The 14756-nt window shown below is 66.9% G+C and carries 15 protein-coding genes; 6 read left to right on the top strand and 9 right to left on the bottom strand.

Annotated features, from left to right (window positions below):
- Together P3W85_RS14130 and P3W85_RS14125 are read left to right on the top strand one after the other, a co-directional pair.
- The coding region (locus P3W85_RS14130) for a helix-turn-helix transcriptional regulator (protein ID WP_276265240.1) at positions 1–360 on the top strand (360 nt) is incomplete at its 5' end.
- 226 nt (positions 361–586) lie between these two features.
- A complete protein-coding gene (locus P3W85_RS14125; RefSeq protein ID WP_276265239.1) occupies positions 587–2071 on the top strand; it encodes an alpha/beta hydrolase family protein in 1485 nt (494 codons plus the stop codon).
- A gap of 66 nt (positions 2072–2137) precedes the next feature.
- Here the strand turns inward: P3W85_RS14125 and P3W85_RS14120 are convergent, their stop codons facing one another.
- From P3W85_RS14120 to P3W85_RS14110, 3 genes are all read right to left on the bottom strand, one after another.
- A complete protein-coding gene (locus tag P3W85_RS14120) occupies positions 2138–2629 on the bottom strand; it encodes a glutathione peroxidase (RefSeq protein ID WP_017223992.1) in 492 nt (163 codons plus the stop codon).
- Between the two features lie 80 nt (positions 2630–2709).
- A complete protein-coding gene (locus P3W85_RS14115; RefSeq protein WP_017223993.1) occupies positions 2710–3849 on the bottom strand; it encodes a PilT/PilU family type 4a pilus ATPase in 1140 nt (379 codons plus the stop codon).
- Between the two features lie 33 nt (positions 3850–3882).
- Positions 3883–4926 (bottom strand): type IV pilus twitching motility protein PilT, encoded by a 1044-nt coding sequence (locus P3W85_RS14110; protein WP_017223994.1) that lies wholly within the window; start codon positions 4924–4926, stop codon positions 3883–3885.
- Positions 4927–4994: 68 nt separating this feature from the next.
- Between P3W85_RS14110 and P3W85_RS14105 the strand changes: the two genes are divergently transcribed.
- Together P3W85_RS14105 and proC are read left to right on the top strand one after the other, a co-directional pair.
- On the top strand, positions 4995–5711 hold the full coding sequence (locus P3W85_RS14105; RefSeq protein ID WP_276265238.1) for a YggS family pyridoxal phosphate-dependent enzyme: 717 nt from the start codon (positions 4995–4997) through the stop codon (positions 5709–5711).
- Positions 5712–5758: 47 nt separating this feature from the next.
- Positions 5759–6583 carry a pyrroline-5-carboxylate reductase gene (proC, locus tag P3W85_RS14100; RefSeq protein ID WP_276265237.1) on the top strand — a complete coding sequence of 275 codons (825 nt, stop codon included), beginning with the start codon at positions 5759–5761 and terminating at the stop codon, positions 6581–6583.
- A gap of 171 nt (positions 6584–6754) precedes the next feature.
- Here proC and ubiA read toward each other — a convergent pair whose 3' ends face one another.
- From ubiA to P3W85_RS14080, 4 genes are all read right to left on the bottom strand, one after another.
- On the bottom strand, positions 6755–7612 hold the full coding sequence (ubiA, locus tag P3W85_RS14095; RefSeq protein ID WP_017226652.1) for a 4-hydroxybenzoate octaprenyltransferase: 858 nt from the start codon (positions 7610–7612) through the stop codon (positions 6755–6757).
- 122 nt (positions 7613–7734) lie between these two features.
- On the bottom strand, positions 7735–8220 hold the full coding sequence (locus P3W85_RS14090; RefSeq protein ID WP_017226651.1) for a Dps family protein: 486 nt from the start codon (positions 8218–8220) through the stop codon (positions 7735–7737).
- A gap of 77 nt (positions 8221–8297) precedes the next feature.
- Entirely contained in the window at positions 8298–8492 is a 195-nt protein-coding gene (locus P3W85_RS14085; protein ID WP_017226650.1) for a hypothetical protein, read from the bottom strand.
- Positions 8493–8571: 79 nt separating this feature from the next.
- Positions 8572–10017 carry a catalase gene (locus P3W85_RS14080; RefSeq protein ID WP_017226649.1) on the bottom strand — a complete coding sequence of 482 codons (1446 nt, stop codon included), beginning with the start codon at positions 10015–10017 and terminating at the stop codon, positions 8572–8574.
- A 178-nt stretch (positions 10018–10195) separates the two neighbouring features.
- Between P3W85_RS14080 and P3W85_RS14075 the strand changes: the two genes are divergently transcribed.
- Positions 10196–10435 (top strand): hypothetical protein, encoded by a 240-nt coding sequence (locus P3W85_RS14075; RefSeq protein ID WP_276265236.1) that lies wholly within the window; start codon positions 10196–10198, stop codon positions 10433–10435.
- A gap of 42 nt (positions 10436–10477) precedes the next feature.
- Here the strand turns inward: P3W85_RS14075 and P3W85_RS14070 are convergent, their stop codons facing one another.
- On the bottom strand, positions 10478–11431 hold the full coding sequence (locus P3W85_RS14070) for a LysR substrate-binding domain-containing protein (RefSeq protein WP_276265235.1): 954 nt from the start codon (positions 11429–11431) through the stop codon (positions 10478–10480).
- Positions 11432–11559: 128 nt separating this feature from the next.
- Positions 11560–13767 (bottom strand): ATP-dependent DNA helicase RecG, encoded by a 2208-nt coding sequence (gene recG, locus P3W85_RS14065; RefSeq protein ID WP_276265234.1) that lies wholly within the window; start codon positions 13765–13767, stop codon positions 11560–11562.
- 229 nt (positions 13768–13996) lie between these two features.
- Between recG and queA the strand changes: the two genes are divergently transcribed.
- Positions 13997–14756: tRNA preQ1(34) S-adenosylmethionine ribosyltransferase-isomerase QueA (gene queA, locus P3W85_RS14060; RefSeq protein ID WP_276265233.1), on the top strand; the 760-nt coding region annotated here is incomplete at its 3' end.

Here is a 14756-nt window from a genome sequence, read left to right as displayed (position 1 = left end):
CTGCCGCCGGCGCGCCGTCATGCGGCGCAGCAAAGCCGCGTGTTCGCCCCCGAGTTCGTCAATCACCCGCAAGTGCGCAGCGCCTTCGACGTGGTGCACGGCGCCATGAACGCGCAACGCCTGCTGCGCCTGGACTACACCGACGCGCAGCAGCGCGCGACCGACCGCGTGGTGCAGCCGCTGGGCCTGTTCTTCTGGGGCAATAGCTGGCTGCTGGCCGCCTGGTGCACCACCCGCACCGACTACCGCAGCTTCCGGCTGGACCGCTGCCGCGGCATCGTCATGCTGGACGAGCGCTTCCACGAAACGCCCGACCGCTCGCTCAACGGCTTCCTGCGCGCGGTGCAGGCGAGCAGCTGAATACCGCGCCGCCGGTAGCATCGATCCGCTGTTCACTCGACGGGGAATTACCCTAGGACGTTGTTGCGAGGGATTCTACGGGTGCCTCCTGCCTTACATTGCCGCGCCGGCGGCGTTAGAGTACGTGCAGCGTTCGCCGCATGCCGGGCACGGCGTTGCGATGTGGTCCGGACATGCTGGTGCGGCGCTCCTGCCAATAAGAAGTGCAAAACAATAGGAGACACCCATGAATCGAGCTGTTGGGAAGGCAGCAGTATTCATACTCGCCGGCGCCATGCTGTACGGCTGCGGCAGCGACGATCCGGCGCCCACCGCCGCCACCCCCGCGACGCCGGCACCCACCACCCCGGTAGCGCAGCCGGAAGACTTGCGCCTCCAGGACCAGCGCACCTTTGCCGTCGATGCCGCCACCCTGCCCTTCAATGCCCTGGCGGCCGCGCCCGATGCCGACCGCTGGTGGGGCATGCTCGGCGGGGCGGGCTATCGCGTCGAAGTACCGAAGAACTGGAACGGCCGCCTGGTGATGTACGCCCATGGCTATGCCGGCACCGGCGCGGCGCTGGGCTTCAGCATGCCCAGCATCCGCCGCCACCTGCTGGAAGCGGGCTATGCCTGGGCCGCGTCGACCTACTCGAAGAACTACTACGACGTCCGTGCGGGCCTGGAGGACACCAATGCGCTGGCACTGGCCTTCAACAGGATCGCCAGCGACAACGGCAGGCCGCTGGGAGCGCCGGTCCGCACCTACATCATCGGCCATTCGATGGGCGGGCATGTCACTGCCGCCGCGGTCGACGAGGAAAACATCCAGACCGCTAACAACAAGGTCCGCTACCACGGCGCGGTACCGATGTGCGGCGTGCTCGGCGATACCGAACTGTTCAATTACTTCGGCGCCTACCAGACCGCGGCGCAGCAGCTGGCCGGTTTCCCCGCCACCTCCTGGCCGGTAGCCAACTGGGCACAGATCGCGCCAACCGTGCGGGCGGCGCTGTTCACCACCTACCCGGGCGCCACCACCGCGCAGGGCGACAGACTAAAGGCCATCGTCAAGAACCTGACCGGCGGGGAGCGGCCGCTGTTCGCCTGGGGTTTCGGCGGTCCCGGCGCGCAAGCCCTGCAGGATGCGGTCTGGAGCACCTTCGGCGACGACGGCTCGGCCACCGGCATCCTGACGCAGAATGTGATCAATACAACGGCCATCGTCTTCCAACTGGACGACGACCCGGCGCTGTCGCCGGTCGAGCAAGCCTTTAATGCATCGATCTACCGCGTCAGCGGCAGCGCCGACGCCAACCGCCTGCGGCGCGACGGCCTGCGCTGGGTACCCAAGACCAACGCGCGCATCAGCGTGCCGGTGGTGACGCTGCATACGCTGGGCGATATGTACGTACCGTTCAGCATGGAGCAGATCTACAAGCGCCGCGCCAACGCCAACGGCACCGCGCAATGGCTGGTGCAGCGGGCGATCCGCGGCGTCAGCCATTGCGATTTCACCGTGGCGGAGCAGGTGACCGCCTTCGACGACATGATCAACTGGGAACAGAACGGCGTGAAGCCGGCGGGGGACGAAGTGCTGGATGCCGCCACCGTGGCCAACGCCACCTATGGCTGCAAGTTCACCAACAACACGCTGGGCACGGAAGAATCGGCCGGCACCGCCGCGCTGCGCCCAGGCGTGGCGTTGAGCGCGCCCTGCGGCCCAACCTAAGCACATGCCTGTCGGATGCCCCGGGGGCGGGGCAGGATCCTCGCCCCCGGCGCTTCCCGGAACAGGTCAGGCCGTCCCGGCCAGCAGCTTCTCGATGTCGCCCTTGATATCCTCGGGCTTGGTGGTGGGCGCGTAGCGCTTGAACACCGTGCCATCGCGGCGCAGCAGGAACTTGGTGAAGTTCCACTTGATGGCTTCGAGCCCGAGCACGCCTGGCTTTTCGGCCGTCAGCCAGCGATACAGCGGGTGCGCATTGGCGCCATTGACGTCGATCTTGCCGAACATCGGAAAGGTGACGTGGAAGCGCGACTCGCAGAACTGGCCGATCTGCGCGGCGTCGCCCGGCTCCTGCTTGCCAAACTGGTTGCAGGGAAAGCCCAGCACTTCCAGGCCGCCCGCCGCATATTGGTCCTGCAGCGCCTGCAGGCCGGCGTACTGTGGGGTGAATCCGCATTCGCTGGCGGTGTTCACGATCAGCAGCACCTTGCCGCTGAACTGGGACAGCGGCACCGGCTGGCCGGCAAGCGAACTGGCTTCGAACTGGTAGACATTGCTCATGGCGGGCTCCTCGGGTAGCGCGGCGGGTGCCGGCGGCGCGGACAGTGTACTAGAGCCGCAGGCGCCGCGCTGGCGCCGGATCAGATCACGTTGAGATGCTCCGTGCCCGCGCCCAGGTCGGGATTGCGGTCCATGGTGCCGTGCAGCTTGATCATCAGGCGCAGGTCGTTGAGCGAGTCGGCATTGCGCAGTGCGTCCTCGTAAGTGATCTTGCCGGCCTCGTAGAGATCGAACAGCGCCTGGTCGAACGAAACCATGCCCTGCTCGCGCGATTTCTTGATGACTTCCTTCAAGGCGTGGATCTCGCCCTTGAAGATCAGGTCGGCCACCAGCGGCGTGCCGATCATGATTTCCACCGCCGGCACGCGCCCCTTTTGTCCCTTGCGCGGCAGCAGGCGCTGGGAAATCATCGCCTTCAGGTTCAGCGACAGGTCGATCAGCAATTGCTGGCGCTTTTCCTCGGGGAAGAAATTGACGATGCGGTCGATGGCCTGGTTGGCGTTGTTGGCATGCAGCGTGGCCAGGCACAGGTGGCCGGTTTCGGCGTACTGCATCGCGTATTCCATGGTTTCGCGGTCGCGGATCTCGCCGATCAGGATCACGTCAGGGGCCTGGCGCAAGGTGTTCTTCAGCGCCACGTGCCAGGACTCGGTATCGATGCCGACCTCGCGCTGCGTGACGATGCAGTTCTGGTGCGCATGCACGTACTCGATCGGGTCCTCGATGGTAATGATGTGCCCGTAGGAATGCGCGTTGCGGTGATCGAGCATGGCCGCCAGCGAGGTCGACTTGCCCGAGCCGGTGGCGCCGGTGACGATCACCAGGCCGCGCTTGGACATCACGATGTCATGCAGCGGCGACGGCAGGTCGAGTTCTTCCACCGAGGGAATGCGCGTGTTGATGGTCCGCACCACCATGCCCGCCTTGCCCTGCTGGATAAAGGCCGAGACGCGGAAACGCCCGGCGTTTGGCACCGAGATGGCGAAGTTGCACTCGCGGCTGCTGTCGAACTCGGTGGACTGGCGCTCGTTCATGATCGAGCGCACCAGGCCGAGCGCCTGGGCCGGATTGAGCGGCTGCTGCGAGACCGGCGTGACCTTGCCGTCGACCTTGATCGCGGGCGGGAAATCGGCGGTGATGAAGAGGTCCGAGCCGCGGTTGCCCACCATCAGCTCGAGCAGGTCGTTGATGTACTTGGCGGCGGATTCGCGATCGAGCATGGCGGTGTCTGGTTTGGACGCGGCGGACTCGCCTCAGCCCGTGAATGAGTCGGGGTTCTTGGCCACGGCGCGCGCGTCGTTGTAGCTGATCAGCCCGCGCTTGATCAGGTCCGACAGGCACTGGTCCAGCGTCTGCATGCCGAGCCCGCTGCTGGTCTGCATCATCGAGTACATCTGCGCGATCTTGTTCTCGCGGATCAGGTGGCGGATCGCCGGCGTGGCAATCATGATCTCGTGCGCCGCGGTACGGCCGTTGCCGTCGCGCGTCTTGAGCAGCGTTTGGGAGATCACCGCCTCGAGCGATTCGGACAGCATGGTGCGCACCATGTCTTTCTCTTCCGGCGGGAACACGTCGACGACACGGTCGATGGTCTTGGCCGCCGAACTGGTGTGCAGCGTGGCGAATACCAGGTGGCCGGTCTCGGCCGCGGTCAGCGCCAGGCGGATGGTTTCCAGATCGCGCAATTCGCCCACCAGCACCACGTCGGGATCCTCGCGCAGGGCCGAACGCAGCGCGTTGGCGAAGGAGTGCGTGTGCGGCCCCAGCTCGCGCTGGTTGATCAGGCTCTTCTTGGATGTGTGCACGAACTCGATCGGGTCCTCCACCGTCAGGATGTGGCCCATGTCGTGATCGTTGCGGTGATCGACCATCGCCGCCAGCGTGGTGGACTTGCCCGACCCGGTGGGGCCGGTCACCAGCACCAGCCCGCGCGGCTTCATGCACAGGTCGGCGAATACCGCCGGCGCGTGCAGGTCTTCCAGCGTCAGCACCTTGGAGGGAATGGTCCGGAAGACCGCGGCCGCGCCGCGCTGCGTGTTGTACGCATTGACCCGGAAGCGCGACAGGCCGGCGATCTCGAAGGAGAAGTCGATCTCGAGGCGCTCTTCGTATTGCTTGCGCTGGGTGTCGCTCATGATGTCGTACACCATGGCGTGGACATCCTTGTGTCCCATCGCGGCCACATTGATGCGGCGCATGTCGCCGTGGATGCGGACCATCGGCGGCATGTCAGCCGAGAGATGGAGATCGGACGCCTTGTTCTTGACGGCGAAAGCCAATAGCTGCGCGATGTCCATCTATAATGACCCCACCTTTTTTATCGTACTTTGTTGTACTTCTTGTACTTCTATATGTTCGCCGGATTATGTCTGTAATCGCCGCCAACTTGCAAGCCGTCGACCGGCGCATCGCGGCAGCCGCACAACAGGCCGGACGGCAACCCGGCGAGGTCACGCTGCTGGCGGTTTCCAAGACCTTTCCCGCCGCTGCCGTGCGGGCCGCGTTCGACGCCGGCCAGCGCGCATTCGGCGAGAACTACGTGCAGGAAGGCGTGGACAAGATCGCCCGGCTGGCCGACCTGCGCGACGCGTTGTGCTGGCATTTCATCGGCCCCCTGCAAAGCAACAAGACGCGTGCCGTGGCCGAGCACTTCGACTGGGTCCATGCCATCGACCGCCTGCGCATCGCCGAGCGCCTGTCGGCGCAGCGTCCCGCCGGCCTGCCGCCTCTGCAGGTCTGCCTGCAGGTGAATATCAGCGGCGAGACCAGCAAGAGCGGCGCGGCCCCCGGCGAAGTGCCCGCGCTGGCGCGCGCCGTGGCGGCGCTGCCCGGTCTGCGGCTGCGCGGCCTGATGGCCATTCCCGAACCCGCGAGCGACCCGGCCGCCCAGCGCCGCCCGTTTGCCGCGCTGCGGGCGCTGCTCGACGCCATGCGCGCGGACGGGCTGGAGGTGGACACCTTGTCGATGGGCATGTCGGCCGACATGGAAGCCGCCATTGCCGAGGGCGCCACCCTGGTACGCATCGGCACGGCCATTTTCGGCGCACGCGACTACGCGGCGGCACCCGCGACGCACGGCTAATGCGCCGGCGTCACTTCCCCACTGACGACTTCCAGCAAGAGAGACAGATGCTCGACACCCTTACCTTCGGTTTCCTTGGCGGCGGCAATATGGCGACCGCCCTGATCGGCGGCCTGATCGCCCGCGGCGTGCCCGCCACCTCGATCCGCGTGGTCGACCCCTTCGAGGAAGCGCAGGCGCGCCTGCGGCGCGACCTCGGGGTGCATGCCGCCGGCGCGCCCGACGCGGCCTTCGGCGCCAGCCAGGTGATCGTGCTGGCGGTCAAGCCGCAGCAGTTCCGCGAGGCCGCCGCATCGCTGCTGCCGCAGCTTGGCGACAACCTGATCGTCAGCGTGGCCGCCGGCATCCGGCTGGCCGACATGCAGCGCTGGTTCGGCGGCCGCACCCGCCTGGTGCGCGCCATGCCCAACACGCCCGCGCTGGCCGGCATGGGCATGACCGGCCTGGCCGCCGTGCCCGGGCTGGCGCAACGCGACCGCGACATTGCCAGCGCGCTGGCCGAGGCGGTAGGCAAGTGCGAATGGGTGGAAGGCGACGCGCAGATCGATGCCGTCACCGCCATCTCCGGCAGCGGCCCGGCCTATGTCTTCTATTTCATCGAGGCAATGGAAAAGGCGGCAGCCGAGCTCGGCCTGACGGCCAGCCAGGGACGCGCGCTCGCGGCGGAGACCTTCCGCGGCGCCGCAGCGCTGGCAGCGCAGTCCGAGGAGCCGGTCAGCCTGCTGCGCGAGCGCGTGACGTCCAAGGGCGGCACGACCTATGCGGCACTCACGGCGATGCAGACCGCCGGTATCGGCGAAGCGTTCGTGAAGGCGATGCATGCCGCGGCGGAACGTGCAACGGAGATGGGCGCGGAGTTCGGGAAGGACTGAGCGGGGATTTCCCCGCCGATGTGGCGGACCTCCCGCAGCGCCGGCCGAAGCCGGCAGGATGCGCCGGCACCGTGTGCGGTGCCCGACGGTCGTCACCCCCTCTCCCGCACGCGGGAGAGGGGAGCAAATCATCAGGACGCAAGCGCCTGAACCAGTTCTGGCGCTGCCCGCTCACCGCAACGCATAAGCCGCCGCAACACCGGCAAACACGCAGGCCCCCAGCCAGTTGTTGTGCCGGAACGCCGCAAAGCACCGCATGCGATCGCGCTCGCGGATCAGCGTGTAGTGATAGAGCGCGCAGCCCGCCGCCGCGACCAGCCCGAGCCAGAACGGCCAGCCCAGGTCGAACTGCGTGCCAGCCCAACCCATCAGCCCGAGAAACACGGCATAGCAGATCATGATGGCGGCCACGTCGAAGCGCCCGAAGGTGATGGCCGAGGTCTTCATGCCCAGCAGCAGGTCATCGTCCCGATCCACCATGGCATAGGCCGTATCGTAGGCCACCGCCCAGAACACATTGGCCAGCAGCATCACCCATGCCACCGCGGGAACATGGTCCTGCACCGCGGCGAACGTCATCGGGATGCCGAAGCCAAAGGCAATGCCAAGGTAGGCCTGCGGGATGGCAAAGAACCGCTTGAAGAAGGGATAGGTGGCGGCCAGCACCGCCGCCACCACCGCCAGCCACTTGGTCAGCGCATTGAGCGGCGTGATCAGGACGAAGGCCGCGAGCGCCAGCACCACCGCCACCGCCACCGCTTCCCACGCAGCGATCTTGCCCGCCGTCAGCGGCCGCTCCTTGGTGCGCTTGACGTGCTTGTCGAAGTCGCGGTCGGCCCAGTCGTTCATGGCGCATCCGGCCGATCGCATCAGGAAGGTGCCGACGACGAAGATCCAGAACAGGTGCCACGCCGGCGGGCCGCCGGTGGCCATCCACAATGCCCACAGCGTGGGCCACAGCAGCAACAGGGTGCCGATGGGCTTGTCGATGCGCACCAGGCGCGCGTACAGGGAAAAGCGTTCAAGCATGGCGGTGGCCCACGGTGCGGGGCAAGGCAAGGGCGATAAACGAAAACGCGCCGCGGCCCCGTTCAGGGCGCGGCGCGCGGAGCCGGCGGCGCATGCACCGCCGGCGGCATCGGTTCAGGACATCAGGCCAGCATCGAGCGCAGCATCCAGGCGGTCTTTTCGTGCGTCTGCATGCGCTGGGTCAGCAGGTCGGCGGACGGTTCGTCGCCGGCGGCATCGATCACCGGGAACAGCGAGCGCGCGGTGCGCACCACGGCTTCCTGGCCCTCGACCAGCTTGCGGATCATCTCGGTGGCTTCGGGCACGCCCTCTTCCTCGGCGATCGACGACAGGCGGGCGTACTCCTTGTAGGTACCCGGCGCCGGGTAACCCAGGGCGCGGATACGCTCGGCGATCGAGTCCACCGCCAGCGCCAGCTCGGTGTACTGCGTCTCGAACATCAGGTGCAGCGTGTTGAACATCGGACCCGTGACGTTCCAGTGGAAGTTGTGGGTCTTGAGATAGAGCGTGTAGGTATCCGCCAGCAGCTTGGAAAGGCCTTCGGCGATCTTCTTGCGTTCCTTGTCGGAAATGCCGATGTTCACGCTCATCTCATTCTTCTTTGCCATGATAGGTACGCTCCATTCTGGTGTAGCCACGGTGACTGCCGCGCGCCTGGGCGCGGCACGGCCCGCACATTATGGCATCACCCGTTAAAGGCCGACAAACTCCTGGCCGCATCGAGGAACATCGCGGCCGCGCCCAGCGCGATCACCGCCAGCCCGAATGCCTTGCGCCACAGCTTGCGCTGCAGGCGCGCCGCGTCGGTGCGGCGCAGGCTGTCGTGCGCGTCATGCCGCAACTGCTGCAACTCGCCGACGAACATCCTGAACATGGCCATGATGATTCTCCTTCCGGGTTTTCGCGGTGGCCCCGCCACAGGCGGGACCACCGGATTCACCGTGACGCAATGACTGCGGTTACTTCAGGTTGAGGGCAAGCCTGACGCCTTCGCCATAGGCCGGATCGGCCTTGGTGAAGTGCCCCAGCTGCACCCGCACGATCTCTTCCGGCACGCCTTGCATGGCTGCCGCGATATTCGAGAACAGGCGCTGGCGCTGGCCTTCGTCGAACAGGCGGAAGAGCGCGCCCGGCTGGCTGTAGTAGTCGCTGTCTTCGCGGTGATCGAAGCGGTCGGCCGCACCGCCGAGGGCCAGCGCCGGCTCGGCGGCGCGCTCGCTGGCGGCGTAGGCGCCCTCGCGGTTCGGCTCGTAGTTGAGCTTGCCGCCCCGGTTGCCGTCCACGCGCATCGCGCCGTCGCGATGGTAGGTATTGTGGAACGGGCACCTGGGTGCATTCACCGGAATCTGGCTGTGGTTCACGCCCAGGCGGTAACGCTGCGTGTCGCCGTACGAGAACAGCCGGCCCTGCAGCATCCTGTCAGGCGAAAAGCCGATGCCCGGCACCACGTTGGACGGATTCATCGCCACCTGCTCCACCTCGGCGAAGTAGTTGTCCGGGTTGCGGTTGAGCGCCAGCACGCCGACGTCGATCAGCGGATAGTCCCTGTGCGGCCACACCTTGGTCAGGTCGAACGGGTTGATATGGTACTTGGCCGCATCGCCCTCGGGCATGACCTGCACGCGCACATTCCAGCGCGGGAAGTTGCCCTTTTCGATGTTCTCGAACAGGTCGCGCTGCGCGCTCTCGCGGTCGCCCGCCACCACCTTGGCCGCTTCCTCGTTGGTCCAGTTGGCGATGCCCTGCTGCGACTTGAAGTGGAACTTCACCCAGAAGCGCTCGTTGGCAGCGTTGATGAACGAGAACGTATGCGAGCCGAAGCCGTGGATCTGGCGGTAATTCTGCGGCAGACCGCGGTCGCTCATCAGGATGGTGACCTGATGCAGCGATTCCGGATGGCGCGACCAGAAGTCCCACACCGCGATGGGGTCCCGCAGGTTGGTGCGTGGGTTGCGCTTCTGCGTATGGATGAAGTCGGGAAACTTGAGCGGATCGCGCACGAAGAACACCGGCGTATTGTTGCCCACCACGTCCCAGTTGCCTTCGTCAGTGTAGAACTTGATGGAGAAACCCCGCACATCGCGCTCTGCATCGGCCGCGCCGCGCTCGCCCGCCACCGTGGAAAAGCGGATGAAGATCGGCGTCTCCTTGCCCACGCTGCCAAACACCGAGGCCTTGGTGAAGCGCGTGATGTCATGCGTCACGGTGAACGTACCGTGGGCGCCCGAACCCTTGGCGTGCACACGGCGCTCAGGGATGACTTCACGGTCGAAGTGAGCGAGCTTCTCCAGGAACCACACGTCCTGCAACAGCATCGGGCCGCGCGGGCCGGCGGTCAGCGAATTCTGGTTATCGGCAACGGGAGCGCCGGCGGCAGTGGTAACAATGTCCTTGTCCTTGCTCATCTTGACCTCTTTTCGTGGGGTGGATCGGGGAGTCTGGCCGGAGCGGGCCGTGCGGGCCGTGCGGGCCGCCGGGTTATCTCAATACACCGTGGCGTAACAGGCAAGGCAATCGGCCACGCGGCTTGCCAGCGTGCGCAGGACCTGGCCCGGGGCGGGAATGCTGGGATCGATGCCTTCCATGTACGACTCCTTGTGGGTGACCGGCGCGCAATGCGTCGATGTGGGAAGTCTACGGATAAGCTATCGAATTAGAAATTCAATTATTTCTAACTATGAAATAGCCAATGCCTATTCCATCGCGGCCGATGCCAGCATCGCATGCGGCCAAGTCAACGGCGCGACAGGAGGGGAAGGAAGGGAAAATGAAAATGCCGGCGAGGGCCGGCATACCGGGGGAAATCGTCCCCGGGAACAGTGAGGAAAAGCGGCCAGGCAACCGAATGCCCGGCCAGCCGGCCGCTCAGGCCGCTTTGGCCAGTTCCTTCGCGGCCAGCTTGCTGACACCGGGCAGGTCGCAGGCTGTCACCGCGCGGCGCAGCGCTTCCATGGCCGGCAAGCGGGTGAAGCTCTTGCGCCAGGCCAGCACCACGCGCCGGTCGGGCACGGGCTCGGTGAACGGCACGTAGGCCAGCATGTCGTTCTTGCCGGGCTTGAGGTCGGGTACCGAAGTGCGCGGCAACACCGTGATGCCAACACCACTTGCCACCATATGGCGGATGGTCTCCAGCGAAGAGCCCTCGAAGGTCTTCTGGATCCCGTCGGCCGCCTGCGAGAAGCGCGACAGTTCCGGGCACACGCCCAGCACCTGGTCGCGGAAGCAGTGCCCGCTGCCCAGCAGCAGCATGGTCTGCCGCTTCAGTTCGTCGGGATCGACGTGGCCGGCATCCTCCAGCTGGTGGCCCCGGGGCACCGCGACCACGAAGGGTTCGTCGTACAGCGGCTGCACCATCAGGCCGGAATCGGCAAAGGGCTCGGCCATGATGGCGCAGTCGATCTCGCCCTGCTTGAGCAGCTCGATCAGCTTGACGGTGTAGTTCTCCTGCAGCATCAGCGGCATCTGCGGTACGGTGTGGATCATCTCCTTGACCAGCGCGGGCAGCAGGTAGGGCCCGATCGTGTAGATCACGCCAAGGCGCAGCGGCCCGGCCAGCGGGTCCTTGCCCTGCTTGGCGATCTCGCGGATGGCCATGGTCTGCTCCAGCACCCGCTGGGCCTGCGCGACGATCTGCTCGCCGATCGGCGTCACCGAGACCTCGGAGGTGCCTCGCTCGAAAATCTGCACATTGAGTTCGTCCTCCAGCTTCTTGATGGCTACCGACAGCGTCGGCTGCGATACGAAGCAGGCTTCGGCAGCCCGGCCGAAGTGGCGCTCGCGCGCCACGGCGACGATGTACTTGAGTTCGGTGAGCGTCATGACTTATCAATTCCCGTTAAGCGATAGATTTTACCTTCGATTCCAGGTTCTGTCAGAGATGACGGACAAAGCGGCGAAGGCAAGACTTGCCGGAAACCGGCAATGTGGCGTCTGCGGCCTCCCTTTCTTCAGGCCTTCAGGAAATGCTCCCTGCCGCCGAGCCAGCGCAGCAGATGCGCCTCGACCGCCTCGGGAAAACGCGCCAGCATCATTTCGGCGGCTTCCTGGGCATAGTCGACCAGCCAGGCGTCGGTATTGAGATCGGCGAATCGCAGCATGGCCTCGCCGGACTGGCGCGCGCCGAGGAACTCGCCCGGGCCGCGGATCTGCAGGTCGCGCCGGGCGATCTCGAAGCCGTCGGTGGTCTCGCGCATGGTGGCCAGGCGCTCGCGCCCGGTGGGCGACAGCGGCGCCTGGTACATCAGCAGGCAGACCGATTCCGCGCTGCCCCGCCCCACCCGGCCGCGCAGCTGGTGCAGCTGCGCCAGGCCGAAGCGCTCGGCGTGCTCGATCACCATCAGCGAGGCATTGGGCACGTCCACCCCGACCTCGATGACGGTCGTGGCCACCAGCACCTGCAGGCGGTTGGCCGTGAAATCCTCCATCACGGCGGCCTTCTCCGCCGGCGGCAGGCGCCCGTGCACCAGCCCCACCTTCAGTTCGGGCAAGGCGGCTACCAGGGTTTCATAGGTTTCCACCGCGGTTTGCAGCTGCAGCGCCTCGCTCTCCTCGATCAGCGGGCAGACCCAGTAGACCTGGCGCCCGTCGGCGGCAGCGTGGTGCACGCGCTCGATCACCTCGTCGCGGCGCGCATCGTTGACCAGGCGCGTCACCACCGGGGTACGCCCGGGCGGCAGTTCGTCGATCACCGACACGTCGAGATCGGCGTAGTAGGTCATGGCCAGCGTGCGCGGGATCGGCGTGGCCGACATCATCAGCTGGTGCGGCACGGTCTCGCCCCCCTTTGCCTCCCTGCCCGCCTTGGTCGGCGCGCCCGTGGCATCGGGTTCGGCCTTGCCGCGCAGCGCCAGGCGCTGGGCCACGCCGAAGCGGTGCTGCTCGTCCACCACCGACAAACCCAGGCGCGCGAACCTGATGCTGTCCTGGATCAGCGCATGGGTGCCGATGGCCAGCTTGGCCTCGCCCGACTCGACCAGGGCTGCGGCCTCGCGCTTGGCGCGGGTCTTGAGGCTGCCGGCCAGCCAGACCACCTTGACGCCAAGCGGCTCCAGCCAGGCGGAGAGCTTGCGGTAATGCTGCTCGGCCAGAATTTCGGTGGGCGCCATCAGCGCAGCCTGGTAGCCGGCGTCGATGGCCTGACAGGCCGCCAGCGCAGCCACGATGGTCTTGCCGCTGCCGACGTCGCCCTGCAGCAGCCGGTGCATGGGATGGGGCGCGCCCATGTCCTTTGCAATTTCCTCCACCACGCGCTGCTGCGCGCCGGTCAGCTTGAACGGCAGCGCCGCCAGGAAAGCCGTCAGCAAGCCCCCGGCGCGGCGCGGCATGGGCGGCGCGCTCTTGTCGCGCCGCGCCGCCTGCGAGCGCTTGAGCGAGAGCTGCTGCGCCAGCAGCTCGTCGAGCTTGATGCGCTGCCAGGCCGGATGCGAGCGCTCGATCAGCGCGTGCTCGTCGACCTCCTGGGGGGGCGAGTGCAGCATGCGCAGGCAATCCGGCAGGGGCCGCAGCTTGAGCTGTGCCAGCGGACCTTGCAGCACCGGCAACGGCAGGGTCTCGGGCAGGGGGGTGCGCGACAGCGCCCCACCGATGGCCTTGCGCAAGTAGGTCTGCGGAATGCCGGCGGTGCTGGGGTAGACCGGCGTCAGCCGGTCGGGCAGCGCTTCGCCGGGCGTCACCGCGCGCACCGTGGGATGGACCATCTCCGCGCCGAAGAAGCCGCCGCGCAACTCCCCCCGCACCCGCAGGCAGGCACCTTCCGCCATCTGCTGGGTCTGGCTGCCGTAGAAATTCAGGAATCGCAGCGTCAGCTCCCCGGTATCGTCGGCAATCTTGACCACCAGCTGGCGGCGCGGACGAAAGCTGACCTCATTGGATGTGACCACGCCCTCGACCTGCACCGACAGCCCCAGGCCGGCGCGCCCGATGGCATCGGCGATGGGCAGCAGCGTGGTCTCGTCCTCATAGCGCATCGGCAGGTGCAGCACCAGGTCGACGTCGCGCTTGAGGCCAAGCTTGTGCAGCCGGGCCATGGCCGACGAGGGCTTGCCGGCGGTGCCGCCCTTGGCCGCGCCTGCCGCCTTCGCCGCGCGGCCCGGCGTTTCCTGCGCGGCCGGGCTGTCGGAGTTATCAGGGAGCGGGGCGGAAGCGGTTCCTGGCATCGGGCGGCGTGGCTACGGATTCGGGGTCGGGGCAAATGCCTGCGGGCAGGCTCGGTTGACGCAATGCCAACCGCAGCGGCGCAAGGCAAGCAGCGCGGGTCGGCGCAAATAGGCGATATCATGCGCGCCCGGGCGGCGCTGCCGCCCCAAGCCTTACAATACCGGATTCGCCGATTGTACCTATGCCGGCCGCGCCACCGCGCGGCCAGTGGCCGTTTTTGCCCCCATCATGCTGACGCTGTCCGATTTCGACTTTGACCTTCCGCCCGAACTGATCGCCCAGACCGCCCTGCCGGAGCGCGGCGCGAGCCGGCTGCTGGTGGTGGAAACGGAGGCACAGGGCGCTGGCGCCACCCGCCTGGCCGACCGCACCTTTGCCGACATCGTCGACTACCTGCGCCCGTCGGACCTGCTGGTGTTCAACGATACGCGCGTCATCAAGGCCCGCTTCTTCGGACATAAGGGCAGCGGCGGCAAGGTCGAGGTGCTGGTCGAGCGGGTGCTGGACAGCCATACCGTGCTGGCCCAGGTGCGTGCCTCCAAGACCCCGCCGACGGGCAGCAAGCTGCGCCTCGCGGATGCCTTCGACGTCGCCGTGGGACCGCGCGTCGACCAGTTCTATACCCTGCGCTTCCCCGAGCCGGCGCTGGACCTGATCGAGCGCCACGGCCGCCTGCCGCTGCCGCCCTACATCACCCACGACCCGGACGCCTTCGACGAAACCCGTTACCAGACCGTCTACGCCCGCGCCCCCGGCGCGGTCGCCGCGCCCACCGCCGGCCTGCATTTCGACGAGGCGCTGTTCGCCCGGCTCGACGCCATGGGCGTGCGCCGCGGCTTCCTGACCCTGCACGTGGGCGCCGGCACCTTCCAGCCGGTGCGCACCGAAAACCTGGCCGAGCACAAGATGCACGCCGAGTGGTACGAGGTGTCCGAGGCGCTGGCCCAGGCCGTGCGCGAGACCCGCGCCGCCGGCGGCCGCGTGATCG

Source organism: Cupriavidus basilensis (assembly GCF_029335485.1).
GTDB classification, from domain to species: domain Bacteria; phylum Pseudomonadota; class Gammaproteobacteria; order Burkholderiales; family Burkholderiaceae; genus Cupriavidus; species Cupriavidus basilensis_E.
This window is presented reverse-complemented; position numbering and strand designations above follow the sequence as displayed.

Bases quoted from the DNA above. Each gene is read 5' to 3' on its own strand.
- P3W85_RS14070 (WP_276265235.1), bottom strand. From the start codon at position 11,431: ATGACGCTCACCGAACTCAAGTACATCGTCGCCGTGGCGCGCGAGCGC.
- recG (WP_276265234.1), bottom strand. From the start codon at position 13,767: ATGCCAGGAACCGCTTCCGCCCCGCTCCCTGATAACTCCGACAGCCCG.
- P3W85_RS14080 (WP_017226649.1), bottom strand. From the start codon at position 10,017: ATGAGCAAGGACAAGGACATTGTTACCACTGCCGCCGGCGCTCCCGTT.
- P3W85_RS14075 (WP_276265236.1), top strand. From the start codon at position 10,196: ATGTACGACTCCTTGTGGGTGACCGGCGCGCAATGCGTCGATGTGGGA.
- P3W85_RS14115 (WP_017223993.1), bottom strand. From the start codon at position 3,849: ATGCTCGATCGCGAATCCGCCGCCAAGTACATCAACGACCTGCTCGAG.
- P3W85_RS14105 (WP_276265238.1), top strand. From the start codon at position 4,995: ATGTCTGTAATCGCCGCCAACTTGCAAGCCGTCGACCGGCGCATCGCG.
- P3W85_RS14085 (WP_017226650.1), bottom strand. From the start codon at position 8,492: ATGGCCATGTTCAGGATGTTCGTCGGCGAGTTGCAGCAGTTGCGGCAT.
- P3W85_RS14120 (WP_017223992.1), bottom strand. From the start codon at position 2,629: ATGAGCAATGTCTACCAGTTCGAAGCCAGTTCGCTTGCCGGCCAGCCG.
- proC (WP_276265237.1), top strand. From the start codon at position 5,759: ATGCTCGACACCCTTACCTTCGGTTTCCTTGGCGGCGGCAATATGGCG.
- ubiA (WP_017226652.1), bottom strand. From the start codon at position 7,612: ATGCTTGAACGCTTTTCCCTGTACGCGCGCCTGGTGCGCATCGACAAG.
- P3W85_RS14110 (WP_017223994.1), bottom strand. From the start codon at position 4,926: ATGGACATCGCGCAGCTATTGGCTTTCGCCGTCAAGAACAAGGCGTCC.
- P3W85_RS14090 (WP_017226651.1), bottom strand. From the start codon at position 8,220: ATGGCAAAGAAGAATGAGATGAGCGTGAACATCGGCATTTCCGACAAG.
- P3W85_RS14125 (WP_276265239.1), top strand. From the start codon at position 587: ATGAATCGAGCTGTTGGGAAGGCAGCAGTATTCATACTCGCCGGCGCC.